Origin of the sequence: Kitasatospora purpeofusca, from assembly GCF_036010405.1 — a bacterium.
GTDB classification, from domain to species: Bacteria; Actinomycetota; Actinomycetes; order Streptomycetales; family Streptomycetaceae; genus Kitasatospora; species Kitasatospora purpeofusca.
On the sequence record NZ_CP108561.1, the window covers coordinates 5,177,182 to 5,199,543 of the forward strand.

Annotated in this window: 15 protein-coding genes, 3 tRNA genes and 1 pseudogene; 10 read left to right on the forward strand and 9 right to left on the reverse strand. The window is 75.3% G+C overall.

Translation table 11 applies throughout. The features are described from left to right. Window positions 1–169: 169 nt before the first annotated feature. Window positions 170–940 carry a pyridoxal 5'-phosphate synthase gene (locus tag OG715_RS22960; protein WP_266270730.1) on the forward strand — a complete coding sequence of 257 codons (771 nt, stop codon included), beginning with the start codon at window positions 170–172 and terminating at the stop codon, window positions 938–940. 144 nt (window positions 941–1,084) lie between these two features. On the opposite strand, the gene OG715_RS22965 is transcribed toward OG715_RS22960, so the two are convergent. Beyond that, the gene (locus tag OG715_RS22965) at window positions 1,085–2,155 is read right to left on the reverse strand and encodes an EamA family transporter (protein ID WP_266270733.1); all 1,071 of its coding nucleotides are present in this window, start codon (window positions 2,153–2,155) and stop codon (window positions 1,085–1,087) included. Between the two features lie 152 nt (window positions 2,156–2,307). Here OG715_RS22965 and OG715_RS22970 point away from each other — a divergent pair, with 152 nt between their 5' ends. After that, the gene (locus OG715_RS22970; RefSeq protein WP_266270734.1) at window positions 2,308–3,186 is read left to right on the forward strand and encodes a DUF1906 domain-containing protein; all 879 of its coding nucleotides are present in this window, start codon (window positions 2,308–2,310) and stop codon (window positions 3,184–3,186) included. A gap of 7 nt (window positions 3,187–3,193) precedes the next feature. On the opposite strand, the gene OG715_RS22975 is transcribed toward OG715_RS22970, so the two are convergent. Then, the gene (locus tag OG715_RS22975) at window positions 3,194–3,391 is read right to left on the reverse strand and encodes a hypothetical protein (RefSeq protein ID WP_266270736.1); all 198 of its coding nucleotides are present in this window, start codon (window positions 3,389–3,391) and stop codon (window positions 3,194–3,196) included. A 179-nt stretch (window positions 3,392–3,570) separates the two neighbouring features. Between OG715_RS22975 and OG715_RS22980 the strand changes: the two genes are divergently transcribed. Continuing rightward, on the forward strand, window positions 3,571–5,232 hold the full coding sequence (locus OG715_RS22980; RefSeq protein ID WP_266270737.1) for a long-chain fatty acid--CoA ligase: 1,662 nt from the start codon (window positions 3,571–3,573) through the stop codon (window positions 5,230–5,232). A gap of 90 nt (window positions 5,233–5,322) precedes the next feature. Here the strand turns inward: OG715_RS22980 and OG715_RS22985 are convergent, their stop codons facing one another. Continuing rightward, a complete protein-coding gene (locus OG715_RS22985; protein ID WP_266270738.1) occupies window positions 5,323–9,069 on the reverse strand; it encodes a PAS domain-containing protein in 3,747 nt (1,248 codons plus the stop codon). 180 nt (window positions 9,070–9,249) lie between these two features. Between OG715_RS22985 and OG715_RS22990 the strand changes: the two genes are divergently transcribed. The 6 genes from OG715_RS22990 (at window position 9,250) to OG715_RS23015 (ending at window position 16,183) form a co-directional block, all read left to right on the forward strand. Further along, window positions 9,250–9,340: transfer RNA gene (locus tag OG715_RS22990), tRNA-Ser, on the forward strand. A 164-nt stretch (window positions 9,341–9,504) separates the two neighbouring features. Next, window positions 9,505–9,580 (forward strand) — tRNA-Arg (locus OG715_RS22995). A 31-nt stretch (window positions 9,581–9,611) separates the two neighbouring features. Further along, window positions 9,612–9,687 (forward strand) — tRNA-Arg (locus tag OG715_RS23000). A 318-nt stretch (window positions 9,688–10,005) separates the two neighbouring features. Then, window positions 10,006–13,470 (forward strand): Ig-like domain-containing protein, encoded by a 3,465-nt coding sequence (locus OG715_RS23005; protein ID WP_266270739.1) that lies wholly within the window; start codon window positions 10,006–10,008, stop codon window positions 13,468–13,470. Between the two features lie 185 nt (window positions 13,471–13,655). Beyond that, window positions 13,656–14,996 (forward strand): SPFH domain-containing protein, encoded by a 1,341-nt coding sequence (locus tag OG715_RS23010; RefSeq protein WP_266270741.1) that lies wholly within the window; start codon window positions 13,656–13,658, stop codon window positions 14,994–14,996. Next, window positions 14,993–16,183 carry a C40 family peptidase gene (locus tag OG715_RS23015; RefSeq protein ID WP_266270742.1) on the forward strand — a complete coding sequence of 397 codons (1,191 nt, stop codon included), beginning with the start codon at window positions 14,993–14,995 and terminating at the stop codon, window positions 16,181–16,183. The genes OG715_RS23010 and OG715_RS23015 overlap by 4 nt, the downstream gene beginning before the upstream one ends. A gap of 66 nt (window positions 16,184–16,249) precedes the next feature. Here the strand turns inward: OG715_RS23015 and OG715_RS23020 are convergent, their stop codons facing one another. Next, window positions 16,250–17,215, reverse strand: a complete 966-nt coding sequence (locus tag OG715_RS23020; protein ID WP_266270744.1) for an aldo/keto reductase — start codon at window positions 17,213–17,215, stop codon at window positions 16,250–16,252. Between the two features lie 127 nt (window positions 17,216–17,342). On the opposite strand from OG715_RS23020, the gene OG715_RS23025 reads away from it, so the two are divergent. Beyond that, window positions 17,343–17,537: a hypothetical protein gene (locus tag OG715_RS23025; protein WP_266270745.1), complete on the forward strand. Its 195-nt coding sequence runs from the start codon at window positions 17,343–17,345 to the stop codon at window positions 17,535–17,537. A gap of 54 nt (window positions 17,538–17,591) precedes the next feature. Here OG715_RS23025 and OG715_RS23030 read toward each other — a convergent pair whose 3' ends face one another. The 5 genes and pseudogenes from OG715_RS23030 to OG715_RS23050 all read right to left on the reverse strand — a co-directional run bounded on the left by OG715_RS23030 (window position 17,592) and on the right by OG715_RS23050 (window position 22,261). Further along, window positions 17,592–18,701, reverse strand: a complete 1,110-nt coding sequence (locus OG715_RS23030) for an endo alpha-1,4 polygalactosaminidase (protein ID WP_323182154.1) — start codon at window positions 18,699–18,701, stop codon at window positions 17,592–17,594. Window positions 18,702–18,723: 22 nt separating this feature from the next. Next, the gene (locus OG715_RS23035; protein ID WP_266270746.1) at window positions 18,724–19,428 is read right to left on the reverse strand and encodes a spherulation-specific family 4 protein; all 705 of its coding nucleotides are present in this window, start codon (window positions 19,426–19,428) and stop codon (window positions 18,724–18,726) included. Next, a complete protein-coding gene (locus OG715_RS23040) occupies window positions 19,425–20,330 on the reverse strand; it encodes an NAD-dependent epimerase/dehydratase family protein (RefSeq protein WP_266270747.1) in 906 nt (301 codons plus the stop codon). Before OG715_RS23040 ends, OG715_RS23035 begins: the two co-directional genes overlap by 4 nt. Before the next feature lie 164 nt (window positions 20,331–20,494). Next, window positions 20,495–21,196 (reverse strand): annotated as a pseudogene (locus OG715_RS23045) (nucleotidyltransferase family protein); the annotation flags it as partial. 72 nt (window positions 21,197–21,268) lie between these two features. Further along, the gene (locus OG715_RS23050; RefSeq protein WP_266270748.1) at window positions 21,269–22,261 is read right to left on the reverse strand and encodes an SDR family NAD(P)-dependent oxidoreductase; all 993 of its coding nucleotides are present in this window, start codon (window positions 22,259–22,261) and stop codon (window positions 21,269–21,271) included. Between the last annotated feature and the right edge of the window lie 101 nt (window positions 22,262–22,362).

The following is a 22,362-nucleotide window of genomic DNA, read 5'->3' on the forward strand; positions in this document are numbered from 1 at the left end:
GGGGGCGGGCCGGGGCGTCCACGGGCGGGCCGGTGCAGGGCCCGCGCCCTGACTCGTCACCCTGCGGCGGTACGGTTGCGCTCCGACAGTGCACCCCCGAGCCCGGCGCCCCCCCCGGTGGCCCGTCCGGCGAGGGGCTGCGGCGGCGGCAACCGGAAGGAAGGGCGCGATGGCAGCCGAGGACGAGGACCTGAGCGGCCCGGGCGGGACCACGCCCGCACCCGGTCCCGGGTCGGGCCCGGAGCCGCGCCCGGAAACGCGGCCCGAGCCCCGGTCCGTGCCCGAGCTGATGCTGGGCCGTCCGCCGATGGCCCGCCCGCTGCCGGGCTTCGACACCGCGGCGGCCCCGGCCGAGCCCGGCCCGCTGCTCGTCGACTGGCTCGCCACCGCCCTCGACGCCGGGGTGCTGGACCCGCAGGTCTTCACCCTCTCCACGGTCGACGCCGACGGCCTGCCGGACGCCCGCGTCCTGGTGCTGCGCGACGTGGACGCGTCCGGCACCGGCTGGGTCTTCTCCGCCGCCGCCGACAGCCCCAAGGGCCGCCAGCTCGCCGACCACCCGGCCGCCGCGCTCACCGTCTACTGGCCCCGGCTGGGCCGCCAGGTGCGGGTCCGCGGCACCGTCGAACGGGCCGCCGACCTGGTCGCGGCGGCCGAGTTCGCCACCCGCTCCCCGGACGCCCGGATCGGCGCGCTGGTCGGGCGCCAGAGCGAGCCGCTGGCCTCGCCGGCCGAGTACGAGGAGGCGGTGTCGGTGGCCCGGCGCCGCCTGGAGGCCACCCCGGACGCGGTCGCCGCCGGGCACGCCGTCTACACGCTCTGGGCGCACGAGGTCGAGTTCTGGCAGGGCGAGGCCGAGCGCCACCACGTCCGCCTCCGCTACACCAGAACCGGACCGGTGCTCACCCCGGAGTGGTCGCGCACCCTGCTCTGGCCCTGACGCGGCCGAAGCACCGGAAGTGTCCGGAGCACCGGAAGTGTCCGGAGCGCCACGGCGGACGGCCGGGGCGCGCATCGATGTGATGCGCGCCCCGGCCGTCCGGCGCTCCAGGTGGTCCGGGGTCGTTCCGGCGGTCCGCTCGTCTCAGCGCCGCCCGGTCAGGGTGGCCCCGACGCTGGCCACCACCACACAGCCGATCCCCGCCAGCTGGGCGGCGCCCAGCAGCTGTCCGAGCACCACCAGCCCGACCAGCGCGCTGACCGCCGGCTCCAGGCTCACCAGCACGCTGAACACCCGCTGGGGCATCCGCCGCAGCGCGGTCATCTCCAGCGCGTAGGGGATCACCGGCAGCAGCAGTGACACCCCGGCGACCGCGAGCAGCAGCACCAGCGGCGAGGCGTCCGGCGCCGACAGCCCGTCCCAGGCCTCGCCGAGCCCGAACGGCGCCACCACCAGCGCGCCGACCGTCATCGACACGGCCAGCCCCTGGAAGCCCTGGAACGCCGCGCCGACCTTGTCCGTGAACAGGATGTACGCGGCGTAGCAGGCCGCCGCCCCGAAGGCGCAGAGCAGGCCGACCGGGTCGAGTCCGCTCCCGCCCTCCCCGCCCTCGCCGAGCAGGGTCAGCAGCGCCACCCCGCCGGCCGCGAGCAGCGCCCACAGCAGGTGGCTGGCACGGCGGGCGAAGAACAGCGCCACCGCGAGCGGGCCGAGGAACTCGATGGTGGCGGCGGTGCCCATCGGCAGCCGGTCGATCGCCCCGGCGAACAGCAGGGTCATCCCGGCCGAGGCCATGCCGAGCAGGCCCGCGGCGGCCAGGTCCCGCGGCCGGAGCCCGCGCAGCCGGGGCCGGGTGACGGCGAGCAGGACGACCGCCGCGAAGCCCAGCCGGAGGAAGGTGGTGCCGCTGACCCCGAGCGGGCCGAACAGCGGCTTGGAGAACGCGATCCCGGTCTGCACCAGGAACATCGCCGTCAGACAGAGCAGCGGCGCCGGGATGCTCTCCGGGCGCCGCAGGAAGTTCGGGAACCGCCGGCCGGACGGTCGGCCGGGTCGCGGGTCCGGTGGCAGCCCCTCCGCGGGCGCCCCGCCTCGTCGCCAGCCGCCCCGCTCGCCGGCGGGCTCGCCCTTGGGGGCGGGCGGCATGACAAGCGCCTCGGCGACGGCGGCGGCCGTCGTCGGGGCGGAGGTTTCGCTGAGGTGGGGCGTGGGCATGGAGGTGAGTTTGCCGTAAGGAGCCACTGGGCAGCAAGCTCGTTACAAATATCGGGACGGATACGGACGGGTGCGTCCGAAAGGGTGGGCTTTTCCGGCGTGCACGGCGCGGCTGCCGCAGTTGTCCGACGTTCCGTCAGTATCAAGGCGGCGTGCGCTATCTCCGCCCCGCGGCCATCGCCGCCGCCTCCTTCGTCCTGCTGCTGGCCGCCGGCGGTCCGGGCGCGAGCGCCGACGAGACCGCACCGGTGGTCGCCGCCGCTCCCCGGATCCGGGCCACCGCCCTCCCCGACCGGTTCGGCCCGCCCGCCGCCCGGGCCCGGGACCTCTTCACCGGCGCGGCCTTCGACGCCTGCACCGCGCCACCGCTGGAGACCATGCGGGCCTGGCGCGACAACTCGCCGTACGGGGCGGTCGGCATCTACACCAGCGGGAGCCAGCGCGGCTGCGCCCAGCCGAGGCTCGGCGCCGACTGGGTGCGGCAGGCCAGGGCGATGGGCTGGCGCTTCCTTCCCGTCCATGTCGGCCTCCAGGCGCCGTGCAGCCGGCTGAGCCGCAAGCCGAAGCGGATCGACCCCGCCCGGGCCGTCCAGCAGGGCCGGGAGGAGGCGATCGAGGCGGTCCGCGGCCTCGACGCGGTCGGGCTCGGCAAGGGCAGCCCGGTCTTCCTGGACATCGAGGCATACCCGTCGCGCGACCCGGCCTGCGGGCAGGCCGTGGTCGACTTCACCCTCGGCTGGACCCAGGCCCTGCACCTGGCGGGCTACGGTTCCGGCTTCTACTCCAGCCTCGATTCCGGCATCGCCGACCTCGCCGCGGCCGCCCGGGCCGGCAGTACGCCGCTGCCCGACACCCTCTGGTACGCGCGCTGGGACGACCGGGCCGACACGGCGGGCGGCGGGGCGCTCGACCCGGACCTCTGGGCCCTGCGCCAGCGCGTCCACCAGTACCGGGGCAATGTCGAGGAGACCTACGGCGGGGCGACGCTCACCGTCGACCGCAACCAGGTGGACGCCCCGCTGGCCGGCTGAGTCGGCGTCACTCCCGCAGGGCGAGCCCCAGGAAACCCAGGCCGCCGCAGTGGCGGCAGGTCTGCGGGATGAGCCCGGTGCCGGTCCGACCCGCGCGCAGGCCCATCCGCGCCTCCGTCCGCACGCCCTCCGCGCAGCACGGGCACGGCATCCGGGGCCCGGTCCGCAGCGGCCCCGCCGGTCGTTCGTCACGCCCGTCACCCATGCCCCCAGTATCCCGCCCGTCCCGGCGGCCGTGACCGGGGCAACTGTGCCGGAATGCTGACAGCGAGGGTGCGGCGCGGCACAATCGGGCTCTACTGCCCCGTATTACCGCCCAGTAGCCGGTCTCCGGTCGGGCCGGGGGCAGCACCGCCGCAGTGCAGCCCAGGTCGAGGAGGACCCGTGTTCAGCACGATGCAGGACGTTCCGCTCACCGTCGCCCGAATCCTTGAGCACGGGGCGACCGTCCACGCCCGCTCGACCGTCACCACCTGGGACGGCACCGGACCGGTGGTCCGGACCTACGCGGAGGTCGGGGCGCGGGCCGCGCGGCTGGCCTGGGCCCTGCGGGACGAGCTCGGCGTCACGGAGGACGACCGGGTGGCCACCCTGATGTGGAACAACGCCGAGCACCTGGAGGCCTACCTCGCCGTGCCGGCGATGGGCGCGGTGCTGCACACCCTCAACCTGCGGCTCCCCGCGAACCAGCTGTCCTTCATCGTCGACCACGCCGCCGACCGCGTGATCATCGTCAACGGCACCGTGCTCCCCCTGCTGGCCGCCGTCCTGCCGAGGCTCGCCCCGACGCTCAAGCACATCGTGGTCAGCGGCCCGGGCGACCGCTCGGTGCTGGCCGGCTTCGCGGGCGGCGTGCACGACTACGAGGAGCTGATCGCCGACCGGCCGGCCGAGTACCCCTGGCTCACCGACATCGACGAGCGCCGGGCCGCCGTGCTCTGCTACACCTCCGGCACCACCGGCGACCCCAAGGGCGTCCTCTACAGCCACCGCTCGGTCTACCTGCACTGCCTCCAGGTCAACACCGGCGACAACTTCGCCTTCACCCCGCGCGACACCGCCCTGCCGGTGGTGCCGATGTTCCACGTCAACGCCTGGGGCATCCCGCACGCCGCGTTCATGTCCGGCGCCAACCTGCTGATGCCGGACCGCTTCCTCCAGCCCCGGCCGATGGCCGAGATGATCGCCGCCGTACGGCCCACCGTCAGCGCCGCCGTGCCGACGATCTGGAGCGGGCTGCTGGACGAGCTGGACGCCGGCGACTACGACACCTCCAGCCTGCGGATGGTCGTCATCGGCGGCTCGGCCTGTCCGCCCTCGCTGATGAAGGGGTACGAGGAGCGCCACGGCATCCGGGTCATCCACGCCTGGGGCATGACCGAGACCTCGCCGCTCGGCTCCTTCGCCCAGCCGCCGGGCGGCCTCACCCCGGAGGAGGAGTGGCCCTACCGGGTCAGCCAGGGCATCTTCCCGGCCTCCGTCGAGGCCAGGCTGATCGGCCCGGGCGGCGAGCGGATGCCCCACGACGGGGCGTCGGCGGGCGAGCTGGAGGTGCGCGGCCCGTGGATCGCGGGGGCGTACTACGGCGGCGCCGGTCAGGACCCGGAGCGCCCGGACGACAAGTTCTCCGAGGACGGCTGGCTGCGCACCGGCGATGTCGGCACCATCACCCCGGACGGCTACCTGACCCTCACCGACCGGGCCAAGGACGTGATCAAGTCCGGCGGCGAGTGGATCTCCTCGGTGGACCTGGAGAACCACCTGATGGCGCACCCGGAGGTGGCCGAGGCCGCCGTGGTGGCCGTGCCGGACGAGAAGTGGGGCGAGCGCCCGCTGGCGACCGTCGTGCTGCGGCCGGGTGCCACCGTCGGGCTGCCGGAACTGCGGGCCTTCCTGGCCGGGCGGATCGCGTCCTGGCAGCTGCCCGAGCGCTGGGCGATCGTCGAGGCGGTGCCGAAGACCTCGGTCGGGAAGTTCGACAAGAAGGTGATCCGCGCCGACTACGCGGAGCAGAAGCTGGACGTCACGCTGCTCGGCAAGGAGTGACACCCGGCGGGCCACCCCCGCCGGAACCACCGGGGCCGGCCGCCCCCCGAGGAGGGGGCGGCCGGCCCCGGGCGTTCCGTACCCGTGTGCTCAGCCGGCGGCGGCGACGCCCGCCTCGCCCATGGCGCCGATCCGCCCGAGCAGGTCGACGATCCGGGACTGGACGTCCTCGCTGGTCGAGCGCTCGGCGAGGAAGAGGATCGTCTCGCCGGTGCGCAGCCGGGGCAGCTCGCGCGGGTCGAGGTCCACCGAGGTGTAGACGACGAGCGGGGTGCGGTGCAGCCGGTCGTTGGCGCGCAGCCAGTCCAGCAGGCCGACCCGGCGGCGGCGGATCTGGAGCAGGTCCATCACCACCAGGTTGGGCTGGACGCTGCTGGCCCGGGCGACGGCGTCGTTCTCGTCCACCGCGTGCTCGACGTGCATGCCGCGCCGCTCCAGGCTGCCGATCATCGCGACGGCGATGTCCGGGTCGCTCTCGACCAGCAGGACGCGCGGGGCGTGGTTCTCGCCGTCGCGCGGGGCGAGGGCGCGCAGCAGCACGGCCGGGTCGGCGCCGTACGCGGCGTCCCGAGTGGCCTGGCCGAGACCGGCGGTGACCACCACCGGCACCCGGCTGTTCAACGCGGCGGTGCGCAGCGACTGCAGCGCGGTGCGGGTGATCGGGCCGGTCAGCGGGTCGACGAAGAGCGCGGCGGGGAAGCCGGAGACCTGTGCGTCAACCTCTTCGCGGGAGCGGACGATCACCGGGCGGTAGCCGCGCTCCTGCAGTGCCTGGCTGGTGGCCGGGTCGGGCTCGGGCCAGACCAGCAGCCGGCGCGGTCCGCCGTCGGGGGCGGGCGCGGGCACCGGGCGTTCGACGGCTGCGGCGGTGCCCGCCGGGGCGAGCGGCAGGGCCGTCGGGACCGCCGGCGTGGGCGCGGCGGGCAGCTCGGCCATCGGTCTCGGCGCGGGCCGGGCCTCGGCGGGGGCCGGCGCGAGGACGGGAGCGACGGCGGCGACCGGGCCGATCTGGGCCCCCGGCCCCGATCCGCCGGGCGCACCGGGCAGGCCGGTGCCGCCGAGCGGGCGCGGCGGGGCCAGCTCGCCCAGGCCGGTGCCGACCGGCCGAGGTCCGGCGCCGCTCTCGGCGCCCTCGGAGCGGTCGCCGTCCGGCAGCGCCAGGGCCGCCGACGGCAGCGAGGGCAGTGCGGTGGGCGCACCCGCTCCGGCGCCGTCGGACGCGGCCGGGCCGCCGTTCTCGCCACCGGGACCGGGCGGGACGGCCAGCCGTCGGCGGCGGCCGGTCGGCGTGGGACCGGCGGGCTCGGCCGGAGCCGGGGCCGGACCGGTCGGCAGGGCGTGCTCCAGCCCGGGGTAGACCGGGGTCTCGGGTACGCCGGGCAGGGCGAAGCCGCCGGAGGAGTCCTCGTTGCCGGGCAGCGCGCGGCGGCGCCGGGACGGCCGGGGCTCGGTGCCGGACTCGTCCGGACCACCTGCTCCGTCCGGACCGCCCGAGCCGTCCCGGGCGCCCGGGCCGTCCTGGCCGGCGGGCGGCTCCTCGGAGGAGGGGCCGGGGCCGAGGGCGATCGGCGTGCGCGGACCGGCCGGAGCGTCGGCGGTCCGGCGCTCGCCGTCCGCGCTGGTGGGGCCGTCGCCGGGGCCCGGGCCCGGGCGTCCGGCGTCGACCGGAACGGCGTAGGCGGTGCCGGAGCGGCCGTCGTCCTTGCCCCAGGGGTCGCTCTGCGGGTCGTTCGGGCCGCCGAGGCCCTGCCGCCCGTACGCGGGGTCGTTGCCGGTGCCGTTCCACTGCTCGGGGACGGCGCGCTCGATCCGGGCCGGGGCGTTCGGCCACTGGTCGGCCGGGATGTCCGGGCGGCCGCCGGGGGCGGGGGCGTCCTGGGCGGTGTCGTGGTCGGTGGTCGGCTGCTCGACGGCGGGGCGCCCGCGCCGGCCCCGGCGCTGCTCGACGACCGGCGCCGGGTCGGTGCCGGGCTCGGCGGCCGGGTCGGCCGGCGGACCGTCGGGGGCGGCGGTCGCGGAGTCACCGCGCCCGTCCTCCCGGGCGGTGCCCTCGGCCGGGGTGGCGGCGGAGTCGCGACCGGCCCCGGCGCCCGCGGTACCGGGACCGGTGGGCGGGGCACTCCCGGCCGACGGCTCCTCGGCGCGGGCGGTGGGCAGCTGCGGGATGCCCGGCAGATCGGGCAGGACGGCGCTGTCGCTCTCCTTCGGCCGGTCCGAGCGGCCCTCGGCGCCCGCGCGCTCGGCGGCGGCCTTCGCGGCGACCGGGTCCAGCGGCAGTTCGACGACATAGGTGGTGCCGGCGCGGCCCGGCAGCTCGTGCGGCTGGAGCACCCCGCCGTGGCGCTCGACCACCGCGCGGGCTATCGGCAGGTGGACGGGGCTGCCGCCGCGACCGGGGCCGCGGATCTCCACCCGGGCGACCTCGCCGCGCTGGGCGGCGGCGAGCACCACGGCCGGGGTGTCGCCCCCGCCCGGCGGCAGGGCCGGGGTGCCGGGGGCGGCGAGCCCGGGGGAGGGCAGCTCGGGTTCGGCGTCCAGCGACAGGCCGACCCCGCTGACGTCCGCGACCAGGTGCGCCAGCGCCTGGGCGAGCCGCTTCTCGTCGGCGATCACCTCGACGGCGGCCGCGTGCACGGAGAACCGCACCCGCCCGGCGCCGACCAGCTCGCCCGCGTGCTCGACGGCCCGGCGGACCACCTTGTCCAGGGCGACCGGGACCCGCTCGGCGGGCTTCGGCCCGCCCTTGCCGTCCGCGTCCGAGGCGGCGCTCTCGCCGGCCTCGGAGCGCTGGTGGGCCAGCACACCGTCGATCAGCTTGCCGAACCGGCGGCACTCGTCGGCGAGCCGGCGCAGCGTCCAGTTGGCCTCCGGCCAGAGCTGTCCGGCCGGGTCGGCGGCCAGCGCGTCGATCCGCCGGTGCAGCGCGGTCAGCGCGCCGCCGAGCTCGCTCTCCAGGACGGCGGTGAGGTGCTCGTTGCGGGCGACCAGCGCGAGTTCGCGGCTGCGGTCGGTGAAGGTCATGACCGCGCCGACCAGCTGGTCGCCGTCCCGGACCGGGGCGGTGGTGAGGTCGACGGTGACCGGTCGGCCGTCCTTGCGCCACAGCACGGTGCCGCGCACCCGGTGCTTGCGGCCGGAGGTCAGGGTGTCCAGCAGCGCGGACTCCTCCAGCGACAGCGGGGTGCCGTCGGCCCGGGAGTGCTGGATCAGCGGGTGCAGCTCACGGCCGCCCAGCTCGCTGGCCCGGTACTCCAGGATGTGCGCGGCGGCCGGGTTGACCAGTACGCAGCGGCCTTCGAGGTCGACGCCGAGCACGCCCTCGGCGGCGGCCCGCAGGATCATCTCGGTCTGCTTGTGCTGGCGGCGCAGCTCGGCCTCGACGCCGAGCCGGCCGGTCAGGTCGCGGACCAGCAGCAGGAGCAGGTCGGAGGAGCGGGAGCCCTCGCGGTACGGGTCGTAGGGGACCAGCGAGGAGACGGCGTAGCCCCGGCCCTCGCCCGCGCCGGAGCCGTCGTCGTCGAAGTCGTTGCCGGAGACCTCGACCGGGAAGGTACTGCCGTCGGTGCGCCGGGCCGTCATCCGGACCGGGCGGTCGAGCGCCTCGTCCTCGCTGCTGGCCGGTCGCATCGAACCGGGGATCCGGCTCGGGTCGAACTCCGGCAGGAGATCGAGGACGCCCATGCCGACCAGCGAGGTGCCGGGCGCCTGGAGCGCCTGTACGGCCGCGGTGTTGGCATCGACGACCGTGCCGTTGCTGTTGACCAGCAACAACGCATCGGGCAGGGCGTCGAGTATGGCGGCGAGGCGAGCAGCGCCTCGGATCGGCCTGCTGCTCACGTCGACAGGTCTCCTCGGCTTCAGGGCAGCTCTCTCCGGAGAAGGCAGTATCTCATTCTTCTTTGCGGCGGGGACGACCCGCCTAGTAACGTTGTCGGCGGTTGGTGCCGGGCCCCCGGGTTGTGGCATCATCACAGGCACAAGGAACGGGTCCGCGCACGCGGGCTTGGTCCATGTGGAGGAGGCTTCGCCTAGTCCGGTCTATGGCGCCGCACTGCTAATGCGGTTTCGGGGTTATTCCTGATCGAGGGTTCAAATCCCTCAGCCTCCGCAGCCGGGAGCCCCGTCGACGATCTTGTCGGCGGGGCTCTTCGCATGTCCGGGGCGCGTCGGCCCGGGGCGCCCGAGGTGCCCGGATCAATCGATTTCGTCCCGCGCCGCAGGTCATGTAATGTTGTCCCCGCACCGCCCCGCTGGCAACGTTCACCAGGGCGAGCGCTCATAGCTCAACGGATAGAGCACTTGACTACGGATCAAGAGGTTGCAGGTTCGAATCCTGCTGAGCGCACCAAACCCCGCAAGTCCGGATCCGTCCGGCACTTGCGCTCATAGCTCAACGGATAGAGCACTTGACTACGGATCAAGAGGTTGCAGGTTCGAATCCTGCTGAGCGCACCAGAAGAGAACCCCCGGCCCTGGTGGCCGGGGGTTCTTTCGTTTCCGTGATTCCACTGCCCCGCGCCTGCCGCTGCCCCTGTCGCGCTCCGGGCGGGCGCGGGCGGTCCGTCCCGCGCGGGGGCCAATGGGTGGAATGCGGTCCTTTCGGGTACATCCCGTCCTGCCGGGGGCCTGAGGCTGCCAATCGGGTGTCATACGGCCAACAGTGCAAGTGTCGCGGTATGACCGGACCAGGATCGTGATTCCGTTTTGTCACATCTTGTGTCCAGACTGCCCGGTCATCCAGGCCGCCCGGCAGCCGATGTGAAGGAGAGCCGGATGAACCGACAGTTCCCGGCTGCGGCCGGTACCGCCGCGGTCCTGGCGGCCGGGCTGCTGATCGGTTGGAACCCGCCGCCCTCGGCCGCCCAGCAGTCCCCCGGCAGCTGGAGCGCCGAACGCGGCGCGGTGCTGCCGTCCGGGCTCTCCGTCCGACTGGAGTTCTCCGCCGACCCCGGGATGTCGGTCACCGCCGGCCCGGGGAAGCTGGCGGACCGCGCCGGCGGCGGCCGTTCCCGCACGCTCTACGCCGACGGACTCCGGCCCGGGGATCCCGCGCAGTCCTTCCGGATCTCCGAGGACCGTCCGCAGACGGACGGTTCCTGGCGCACCGTCGGAACGCTCCGGCTGGCATTCTCCCGGGCCGTCCGCAATCCCCGGCTGCACCTCAGCGGACTCGCCGGAATCACCACCGGGAAAACGGGTTCCACCGGCACCGCGACCAGGCTCGTCCTGACCGGCGGCTCACCGGCCGCCCCCACCCTGGTCAACCGCACCGACTGGCCGGGCTGGACGGTCGACGGCAACACACTCGCCCCCGCCCGGGCCGACGGCGGCGCCGACGGCGACCCCGGGTCCGCCGCCGAGGGCAGCCTGGAGCTGGCCGGCACCTTCCGCACGGCGGTCTTCCGGGTCGAGCGGCGCTCGACCGCCCGGGCCGGCTCCACGACCGCCCCGGCCCCGCTCACCCAGGCCTACACGGTCACCCTCGACGAGGGGGTCGGCACCGCGCCGCAGGGCTACGGCAACGCCTCCCACCTGCTCTCCGACCTCTACCTGGGCGGTGACGCGGCCACTCAGGGTGCCAAGGCCGACGGGCGGCCCGGCTGGCTGTTCCGGCGGCCCGACGCCGGGCGGGCGGACGGCGGCACCGGCGGCGGGGACGGCGGTACCGGCGGCGGCGACGGGGAGGGCGGCGGCGCCAATCCGCCACCGCCGCAGCTCCAGCCCGGCCGGGGCGAGTACCAGGGGGCCGACCCGGCCGTCGGTTACCCCGCCGAGGCGGCGATCGGCCACAACTACCGGCTCACCGTCCCGGTCGCCGTCGGCGACTCCTCCGCCACCCTGGCCGGCTGGGTCGACTTCGACCGCGACGGCCGCTTCGACCCCACCGAGCGGGTGCAGACCGAGGTCGCCCCCGGCGAGCACAGCGCCTCGCTGGAGTGGACCGTCCCCGCCGACGCGGCCTCCGGCGAGACCTGGGCCCGGCTGCGGATCGGCCGGGACGCCGCCCAGCTGGTGCCGGCCGGCGGCTTCGCCGACTCCGGGCAGGTCTCGGACCAGCGGATCAGGCTGACCGTCGGGGCCGCCCGCCCGGAGATCGCCGAACCGGTCGACGGCACCACCCTCGCCGAGGCCCGCCCCCGGATCGCCGGTGAGGGCGCGGTGGCCGGCGCCACCGTCGAGATCCGCGAGGGCGACACCGTGCTCTGCCGGACCCGGGTCGCCCGGGGCGGCGACTGGTCCTGCCGTCCGGACACGGCGCTGGCCCCGGGCCGGCACAGCCTCACCCCGGTGGAGACCACCGGCGGTGGAGTGGTGCTGCGCGGCGAGCCGGTGCGGGTCACCGTCAAGACCGCGCCCCCCGGCGCACCGGTGCTCACCCTGCCCGAGTTCACCAACGACCCGGGGCTGCAGCTGACCGGCACCGGTGAGCCGGGCAGCACCGTGACCGTGGTCGACCGGTCGGCCGGAACGCGCGAGGCCGCCGTCGGGGGCGGAGGCTCCGGCGGTCAGGGGACCGACCTGTGCAGCACGGGGGTCCGGGCCGACGGCGGCTGGTCCTGCCTGCCGGTGGAGAACCTGGCGGACGGTCGGCACCGGCTCACCCCGACCGCTGCCGACCTCGCCGGGAACCGGACCCCGGGCCGGGCGGTCGAGCTGGTCGTCGACACCGTGCCGCCGGACCGTCCGGTGCTCACCGCGCCGACCGCCGGGGAGACCCTCCGGGTCGCCAGGCCCTGGCTCGCCGGGAGGGCCGAGCCCGGGGCCCAGGTGCTCGTCACCGCGCGGGCGGAGCGCGCCGCCGAGGCCGCGCGGATCGTCGCCTGCGGGACGACGGCGGCCTTCGACGGCAGCTGGGCGTGCACGGCGAACCGTGATCTGCCGGTGGGGGAGCAGTGGCTGGTCGTCACCGCGACCGACCTGGCGGGGAACGGGACGGCGGCGGAGGCCGTGGCGGTCACCGTCGCTCCGGCGGGCGGGGCTGCCACGCCGACGCCGACGCCGACACCCGCGCCGGAGGCGACGCCGGAGGCGACGCCGGAGGTGACTCCCACGGTGGCGCCGTCGGTGACTCCGGCTCCGACGGCGAGTGCTGTCCCGACGCCTTCGGTGACGCCCACGGCGGTGACGGTCGTGCCGTCGTCGCCCTCGGCCGAGCCCACGACATCCGCGAGCCCCGCGCCCTCGCTCTCCCCGTCCCCGACGGCCTCGCCCTCGGTACCGGTGTCGCCGACCCCGGTGGCGCCGTCCGTCCCGTCGAGCCCGTCGACCCCGTCAGTCCCGTCGACTCCGTCCGCTCCGTCCGTTCCTTCGGTGCCGTCGCCGACCGTTGCCGAGCCGGTCCTCGATCCTGCCCTCGATCCGGTCCCGCCGGGGGTGCTGCCGGTCGTCGTGCCGCCGGTCACGGAGGTGGTGGTGCCACCGGTGACGGTGGCTCCGGTCGCCGGCGGTCCGTCCCCGGCCGTTTCCCCGACCGCTTCCGCCCCGGTTCCGTCCAGCCCGTCCCCGACGGCTTCGCCCTCGGTGCCTGCCTCGCCCTCGGTACCGGTGTCGCCGACCCCGTCGAGCCCGTCGACCCCGTCGAGCCCGTCGACCCCGTCAGTCCCGTCGACTCCGTCCGCTCCGTCCGTTCCTTCGGTGCCGTCGCCGACCGTTGCCGAGCCGGTCCTCGATCCTGCCCTCGGCCCGGTCCCGCCGGGGGTGCTGCCGATCGTCGTGCCGCCGGTGGCTGCCTCGCCCTCGCCGACCGCGGCTCCGGTGACGGCGGCTCCGGTCGCCGGCAGTCCGTCCCCGACCGCCTCCCCGACCGCCTCCCCGACCGCTTCCGCCCCGACATCCCCGAGCCCGAGCCCGGCCCCGGCCGTGACCGAGCCCACGAGCCCCGCCCACACCGTCCCCTCTACTCCCACGCCCACTTCCACTGCCACCGCCACCGCCACCCCGAGCCCGACTGCGACGGCGACGGCGGCCGCCGACCCGACCGGGGCGGACCCGGTTCCGGCGGACGTCTCCGCCCCGGACCGGGACCGGTCCGACCGGGCCCGGGGTCCGGCTGCCCCGCCCGAGCGCGGACAGCAGCGGGCGGCCGAGCCGGTGGACCTCTCGTCGCCGGTGGCTGCCGACCGGCAGCGGTCGGACGCCTGGCGCGGTGCGTTCGCCGGGATCCTGCTGGTGCTCACCGGGCTCGGGCTGATCACCCGTCGGGTGCTCGCCCGGGGGACCGGGGCCAGGCGGCGCTGAACCGCTCCCACCATCCGCTCATGTGCCTGCGCGTCAGCTCCGGCTTCAGATGATTCGTCAGGAAATGTCGACACACATAAGCTCAAATGTCGCATTTGATGACGTATGAACTTAGCCTGACTCTGGCACTGCCCGTCAGATCCGGGCCGCCCGTTGCGCGACACACTGAACCTGAGGATCCGTGCATGGACGTCACCCGCGACTCTTCGCAGCGACCCGACCACCTGCCCAAAGCACTTCCCCCGGCGCTGCCGGAACGTTCCGCCTCCGGCTCCAGCCCGCTCGCCAAGGTGTTGCGGACGTCCGGACCGGCCGACAGCGGTCCGCCGACCACCCCGCTCACGGTCCTCCCCGGGCCCGCCGGCTCCTCCGCCGATCCGCGCGATCCGCTGGAGGCGGTGGAGCCGGCCGCCCGGACGGTCCAGTCGGCCCCGCTGCCCCCGGCCCCGCTGCCCCCGGCCCCGCTGCCCCCGGTGCCGGTCGTGGACCCGTTCCCGGTCGCGGACCCGGAGGCGGTCCCGGCCGGGATGCCCGCCGCCGCCACCTCGCGCCGGCCGCCGCGCGCCGACCAGGCGCTCCGCGAGCGGAACGCGGCCGGCCTGCCGGGCTGGGTCGCGCTGCTGGCGCTGCTGCTCGGCACGGCCGCCGTCCTGCTGGTGCTGGTGCGCGACGGAGTCGTCCCGCACTGGGACGCGCTGCCCGATCTGCGCGCGGACGCCGCCCGCGCCAGTGGCCGGGCCGAGGTGACCGCCCGTTCGGTGGCCGCCGTGACCGCCGCCGGGCTGCTCGTCGTGCTCGCGCTCGCCGGGCTGCTGGCCAACGCCGGCGGCGAGACCCGGGTGCTCACCCGCTGGGGCCGCTACCGGGGCACCGTCCGCCGCACCGGCCTGGTCTGGGTGAACCCGCTGCTGCGCCGTCGCCGGGTGGACGTCCGGCTGCGGCACTGGCGCAGCGAGCCGGCCAAGGTGGTCGACCGCACCGGGACGCCGATCGTGGTCCGGCTGCTGATCGTGTGGCGGGTCAAGGACACCGCCCGGGCGGTGCTGGCGATCGAGGACCACGAGCGCTATCTGCGGGAGCAGGTCCAGGCGGTGCTCACCCGGACCGCCTCCATCCTGCCCTGCGACAGCAACGCGGCACCCGGCCCGGCGCTGCGCGACGGCCAGTGGTTCGCCGACGAGCTGACCCGGGCGCTGGCCGCCGAGGTCGCCCCGGCCGGGCTGGAGGTCTACTCGGCGCAGCCGCTGGCGCTGGAGTACGCGCCGGAGGTGGCCGAGTCGATGCGCCGGCGCCGGCTGGCCGATCTGGACGCGGGCCTGCGCACGGTGCTGGTGGACGACGCGGTGGAGGCGGCGGCGCTCGCCGTGCGCCGCCTGGAGCGGGCCACCGCGCACGAGCTGGACGAGGCCGCCCGGAGCGCGCTGATGGAGCACCTGCTGGTCGCGTTCGTCGCCCCGGCCGGAGTGGCCGCCTCGGTACCGCCCCCGGCCGCCCGGGCCGGGCGGAAGGAAGGACGACCGGCATGAGGATAGCCAGCGGCACGGACGTCGGCCTCGCGTTCGTGGACGGGACCGCCGACGGGTTCGACGGGTTCGACGAGCTCGACGGCTTCGACGCCGACCAGGGCTTCGAGGGCCTCGACGCCCCGGACGGTTTCGAGGAACGCCTCGGTGGTCCCGCGATCGCGGACTGCGGCTGCCTCCACTGTGCGGCCCGGCCGCGCACCGCCCCATCGGCGCGGCCGTCCGGGGGCGGCCGAATACACCGGGCGGTGCGCACCGCCTGCCTGGCCACCACCGTGCTGGCCGGTGCCGGGGTGGTCGGACTGACCGCCGGTGCCGGGGCCGCGCAGGCGGCGCCGGGCAAGCAGGGCTGGGACGGTTCCAAGTACTGGTTCAAGAACGCCCGGGGCGAGTGGCGCTGGACCGGCCACTACAGCGTGTACGTGAAGGCCGTGGGCGGCTCCGGCTCCTCGCCCTCCACCGGTGGCTCGTCCACAGCCGTCGTCCCGACCGGCTCCACCGGGTCCACCGGGTCCACCGGGTCCACCGGCTCCACCGGGTCCACCGGGTCCACCGGGTCCACCGGGTCCACCGGCTCCACCGGCTCCACCGGCTCGACCGGCTCGACCGGCTCCACCGGGTCCACCGCGCAGCCGGTCGTTCCCGAAGCAGCCGTGCGGTCCGCCGGACCGCGCCAGGGCTGGGACGGTTCCAGGTACTGGTTCAGGAACGCGCGGGGCGAGTGGCGCTGGACCAGCCACTACGACATCTACCTCGACCGCACCGGCGGGTCGGGCGGCGGGACGCAGACCCAGGACCGGGTTCCCGCCTCCGCCGATCGGGCGGACGCCCGTGCGGAATCGGTGATCGGCTACGCGCTGGCCCAGCTCGGCAAGCCCTATGTGTGGGGCGGCGACGGTCCCTCCGGCTACGACTGCTCCGGGCTGGTGCAGCAGGCCTTCCGCCGGGCCGGGGTCCAGCTGCCGAGGGTGGCCGACGACCAGTACGCGGCGACCACCCCGATCGCGCAGGACCGGCTGCGCCGGGGCGACCTGCTGTTCTGGTCGGACAGCGGCCGGGCCTCGGGGATCCACCATGTGGGGATCTACCTGGGCGGCGGGAAGTTCGTCGAGGCGCCCCGGCCGGGCAGGACCGTCCGGGTGTCGGTGATCAGCAGCGGCTTCCGGCCGACCCACTTCGGCCGCCCGTGACGGCGGCGGCCCGCGTTGTCCACAGCCTGTGGACGACGCGGGCCGCAGTGGCGACGGGGCCGGCGGTCAGGCGGAGGCGTCGTCCAGCAGCGCGGTCTGCGCCGGAGTGAGCTCCAGCGCGGCGGCGGCCAGCAGCGGCGGGAGCTGGTCGACGGTGCGGGCACTGGCGATCGGGGCGGCGACGGTCGGCCGGGCGGCGAGCCAGGCCAGGGCGACGGTGGCGAGCTCGACCTCCTGCTCGGCGGCCACGGTGTCGAGCGCCTCCAGGACCTTGGGGCCGCGCGGGCCGTCCAGGTAGCGGCCGGCCCCCTCGGCGCGGGCGCTGGTCACCGAGGCGCCGCCCGGGCGGTACTTGCCGGTGAGGAAGCCCGAGGCCAGCGCGTAGTAGGGGACGGTGGCGAGGCCGTGCGCGGCGACCACCTCGGCCAGCGGGCCCTCGAAGGTGCCGCGGGAGACCAGGTTGTAGTGCGGCTGGACGGCCACGTACTTCGCCAGGCCCTCGCGCTCGGCGAAGGCCAGGGCCTCGGCGAGCCGGTCGGCGCCGATGTTGGAGGCGGCGACGGCGCGCACCTTGCCCTCGCGCACCAACTCGTCAAGGGCGGTGACGAACTCCTCCACCGGGGTGTCGTCGTCCTGGTGGGTGTAGTAGAGGTCGATGTGGTCGACGCCGAGACGGCGCAGCGAGCCCTCGGCGGAGGACTTGATGGTGCTCGCGCGCAGCCCGCGCGCCTCGGGGTGCAGCCCGACCTTGGTGGCGACCACGACGGAGTCGCGGTTGCCGCGGCTGCGCAGCCAATTCCCGATGATCGTCTCGGACTCGCCGCCGGTGTTGCCCGGGACCCAGGAGGAGTAGGTGTCGGCGGTGTCCACGAAGTTGCCGCCGGCCGCGGCGTAGGCGTCGAGGACGGCGAAGGACTCGGCCTCGTCGGCGGTCCAGCCGAAGACATTGCCGCCGAGGGAGAGCGGGAACACCGAGAGCTCGGAGTCACCGAGCTGCGCGTAACGGGGGGCGTCGCTGCGGGAATCGGTCATGGTGCGAGTCAACCCGATCGGTGGGGCGGGCATTCCGGGGTCGTGGGGGACTTCACATGCTTGTCGCACAGTCGTAGTGCGGAGACCGGGTGTCGGGGCGGTCCGCGGATTCGTTAGAGTCCCTGCCATGGCTGACAACGACTACGACCCCGCCGGCAGCACCCAGATGTTCCGGGCCTTCGTCGACGAGACCCCGGCACCCCAGGCGCCGGGCTCCGTCAACACCTACGGCGCCAGCGGCGGCCGCACGGGCAAGGTCGCGGCGATCGCCGTGGCCGTGCTCGTGGTGGTGGGTGCCGTCATCTGGCTGGCGGTCAAGTAATCCTCGTGGCTGCTCGCCTGGCGGTCCGGGGGCCGCGCGGCCCCCGTCCCTGCGTCAGCAGGGCTTCCGCCAGGCGTCCAGTTCGAGCTTCTTCTGCATCGAGCTGAAGCCCAGGGCCTTGGTCTTGGCGCAGAACCGGTCCGTGCCGAGCTTGTACTCGACGTGGAACACCGCCTTGCCCGCCTGGATGAAGGGCGAGAGCCGGCCGCACTCGTCGAACTGGGCGCACTCCTCGTTCACCGCGAAGTCGAAGTCGCCCAGCAGGGCGGGGACCTGCTCCAGGTCGTTCTTCAGACCGATCGCCAGGCCGCGGTCGTGGGCGAGCCCGGCGAGCATGCGGTTGTAGCGGAGCTGGTCGTCCGCGGTCAGCGGGAAGCCGCTCTTCTGGTTGTACGCCTCGATGGTGTCGGGTTCGACGGCGTCGAAGCCCTTCTGCCGGCACATGTCGAAGCGGGCCGCCATCAGCGGCTTCAGCTGGTCGAGCTTGCGGATGTCGAACCACTTCTCGCCCTTCCAGCCGTTGCTCGTGCCCTGGAGGGCCTGGGAGAAGGCGGCGGCGTCGGGGCGGAAGTCCTCCCAGGAACCGGCGTTGATGTAGCAGATCACCTTGCGGCCCTTGGCGTGCAGCGCGGCGACCACGGAGGCGTCGGTCTCGAAGCCGTCGATGTCGTAGACCGGGACGTCGACGGACTGGTCCACGCCGCCGCCGAGCTGCCACTGCCAGGCGAGGCCGGGGGTGGGCTGCCAGCGGGCTCCGGCGGGGGCGGCCGGCGTGCCGGGCGCATTCGGGGTGCCGGGGGCGGCCGGAGTGCCGGGGGTACCGGGTCCGGTCGGGGTGCCGGGCGTGACGGGGTGGCCCGGAGTACCAGGAGCGCTGGGAGTGCCCGGTACGGAAGGCGTGCCCGGGGTGCCGGGCGGGGCCGACGGGGTCCCGGGGGCCGGCGCCGTCGGCGAGCCCGCGTCGGCGGGGGAGGACGGGGCGTCCGGGGTGCCGGGAGTGCCCGGGACGGGGACGGCGGTGGCCGCCGGGGGCTGCGCGCCGGTGGCGTCGGCCGAGGGGTCGTCCTCGTCCTCCGAACCCGAACTGCTGCACGAGGTCGCCAGCAGGGCGACGGCGGTGGCGAGGGCGAGGGCGGCGGCCAGGGGCCGGGTGCGGCGGGTCACGGTGCTCGAACTCCGAGTGGGGTCAGGTGGGTTCGGTGACGGGCCGACCGACGGTCAGCTCGTGCGGCAGGGTGCGCCAGGGGTTGTCGCCGGTGCCCGGTACGGCGCAGCCGACGCCGGCCCGGCGGGCGGCGATCAGTGCGACCGCCTCCCCGGAGCGTTCGGCGGGCACGTCGTAGACCAGGTGGCAGAACCGGGCGGCGGCGTGCCGGCCGGTCCACAGCGGCAGAGCCAGCTCCTGGTACGCCGTCCAGTCGCCCTCGAAGGTGACCAGCAGGTCGGCCAGGCCGACCTCGGCGTAGCCGGGGTCCGGGTGGTCGCCGTGGCCGAACACCACGGTGGTGCAGCCGGCGGCGCGAGCCGCGGTGGCGAGGCGCCGGTAGTGCGGCAGTGCGCCGGGCGCGGCCGACACCTGGTCGAGGTAGACGCCGGTGATGCCGTGGCGCTGACGGTACGTCAGGATGTCGTTCACCACGGCGGCGTGCGGCCGTCGGCCGTAGTCGGTGTCGGCGTAGCCGAGCAGCGGCAGACCGGCCTCACGGAGTTCCTCCGCTGCCTCGGCGAACACATGGTCGGGGTCGCCCGGCCCGTCGGCGAGGTTGAGCACGACGGCGGCGATCCGCTTCGGGTCGGCGGCGGCGACCGCCTGCCAGGCCGCCGGGTCCACTGCGGGGTGGACGTACAGCGGCACCAGCAGGCGGCCGTCGTGGTGGCTCCCGCCCGTCATGCGGTGACCAGCGGTTCGGTGGAGAGCCAGAGGTCGCGCAGGGTCTCGTCGAGCCCGGTCTCCGGGTGCCAGCCGAGTACCCCGGCGGCGGCCGACACGTCGGCCTGCTGCCAGGAGACGGCGGCGGAGCGCTCGGAGCCGGCGCCGCTCTCGTCGATCCGGCCGACGAAACCGGCCGCCGCGACCAGGCCCTCGGCGATCGCCCGGACCGGCCGGGCCTGCCCGGAGGCCAGGTTGAGCAGCCTCGGCAGCGGACCCTCGGCGGCCACCGCGAGGGCGACCGCGCGGGCGATGTCCCGGGCGTCGACGAAGTCGCGGTGGGCCGAGAGGTCCCCGACCCGCACCACCCCGTCGGTGCCCTCCGGCGCGGCCCGGCGCAGCTCGGCGGCGAGCCGGCCGGGCAGCGAGCCGGCCGGGGCGCCGGGGCCGACCGGGTTGAACACCCGGAGCACCACGGCGTCCAGCGGCGAGCCGGCCACCGCGAGGGAGCCGGCCAGCTTGGTGGCGCCGTAGACGCCGACCGGGCGGGCGTCGGCGTCCTCGGCGAGCGAGCTGCCGGGGGCGCAGACGCCGTACTCGCCGGCCGAGCCGATGTGCACCAGCCGGGCCTTCGGGGCGCCCTGTTCGAGCGCCTCGCAGAGCACGGCCGGGCCCCGGGCGTTGACCTCGGCGAGCTTGACGGCACTGCCGGCCACCGCACCCGCGAAGTTGACCACCGCGTCCGGGGCGTGCGCGGCCAGTTCCTCGCCGAGCGGGCCGGCCTGGGCGGTGGCCAGGTCGAGCCGCAGGTCGTGGTCGGGCCGCCGCCCGGCGGTCAGGACGGTGGCACCCGGCAGGGACCGCAGGGCGGTGGCGGCGTGGCGGCCGAGGAAGCCGTCGGCGCCGAGCAGCAGGATCCTCACGCGGCCCGTCCGTCGTTCTCGGGGCCGGTGGGCACCGCCGCGGCCGACTGGCCGTCGGCGGCGTCGACGGCGGTGCGGGCGGCGGGGACCGACCGCTCCTGGCCGTTCGGCACCGCGTACAGGCCCTCTCCCGCGACGGGGCCGGCGGTGGCCGGCTCGTCGGGGAGCAGCAGCGAGCGGTTGAGCGAGAACTCGGCGTTCGCCCGGTCGTAGTCGTCCGGGCGGCCGATGTCGAGCCAGTAGCCGTCGAACTCGTAGGCGGACGGCGGGGTCTTGGCGGCGAGCAGGTCCAGCACCAGCTCGTCGAAGCCCAGCGGCAGCCCCGGGGTGTACTTGGCGAGCGCGGCGCGGGAGACGCCGTACACGCCCATCGAGACCCGGTAGTCGATGCTCGGCTTCTCCTGGAAGCCGGTGATGGCACCGTCCTCGGCGGTCAGCACGCCGAAGTCGATCCTCACCTGGCGGGCGTAGGTGGCGATGGTGAGCGGGGCCCCGGACGACTCGTGGTGCTTGAGCACCCCGGCGAAGTCCAGGTCGGTGAGGACGTCGCCGTTCATCACCAGGAAGTTGTCCGGCAGCCGGTCCTGCATGGTGAGCAGCGGACCGAGGGTGCCGAGCGGGCTGTCCTCGACGGCGTAGCCGACCCGCAGCCCCCACTGGGAGCCGTTGCCGACGTAGGCGCGGATGATGTGGCCGAGGTGGCCGATGGCCAGGGTGACGGTCTGGAAGCCCGCGGCGGCGAGCTGGCGCATCACGATCTCCAGGATCGCGTGCTGGTCGCCGATCGGGACGAGCGGCTTGGGAAGCGCGGTGGTGTACGGGCGGAGTCGAACGCCCTTACCGCCGGCCAGGATCACTGCGTGCATGGTGGTTCCCCCACGGAAGTCGATGCGACAAGGGACCTTCGGTGCCGGGAGCGGCCGGAAGGCGGGACCGGGTCAGACGTTGTAGATGTCGGTCTTGTAGCGAGCCAGGTTCGACGGGTCGCGGAAGAACTCGATGGTCTGCTCCAGGCCCTCCTCCAGGGAGTACTGCGGGGCCCAGCCGGTGGCGGTGCGCAGCCGGGTGGCGTCGGCGACCAGGCGCATGACCTCGGAGTTGGTCGGGCGGATGCGCTGCTCGTCCTCCTTGACCGTGACGTCGACGCCCATCAGCTTGCCGACCAGGGTGACCAGGTCGCCGACCGAGATCTCGCCGCCGGTGCCGGCGTTGAAGGTGCGGCCGACGACGGACTCGGCGGGGGCGGTGCCGACGGTGCGGAACGCCAGCGCGGTGTCCTTGACGAACATGAAGTCACGGGTCGGGCGCAGGTCGCCGAGGGTGATCTCGGTCTCGCCGGCCGCGAGCTGGGCGATCACGGTCGGGATGACGGCGCGCATCGACTGGCGCGGGCCGAAGGTGTTGAACGGGCGCAGGGTGACGACCGGGGTCTCGAAGCTGGCGTGGTAGCTGTCGGCCAGCCGGTCCCCGCCGGCCTTGGAGGCGGCGTACGGGGACTGGGTGTTGATCGGGTGGTCCTCGGAGATCGGCACGGTCTGCGCGGTGCCGTAGGTCTCGCTGGTCGAGGTGTGCACCAGGCGGGGGATGTCGAGGTGGCGCACGGCCTCCAGGACGTTCAGGGTGCCGGTGACGTTGGTCTCGATGTACGAGTGCGGGGCCTGGTAGGAGTACGGGATCGCGATCAGGGCGGCCAGGTGGTAGACCGCCTCGGTGCCCTTCACCAGGCCGTTCACGGAGCCGGGGTCGCGGACGTCGCCGAGGACGATCTCGACGGAGTCCAGCACCTCCTTGGAGAGGGTCTCCAGCCAGCCGAAGGACGAGAACGAGTTGTACTGGACCATCGCGCGGACATGGTGCCCGTCGGCGACCAGGGCCTCGACGAGGTGGGAGCCGATGAAACCCTCGGCTCCGGTGACGGCGACGCTGCTCATGGTGATTCGCTTCCTGTGTCTTTCGGGGACGTGTTACTGCACGGACCGGCCGGGTGCGGTGACGGTGGTGACCCGGCCGGAGGTGGTTCGGTCGGTGCTGG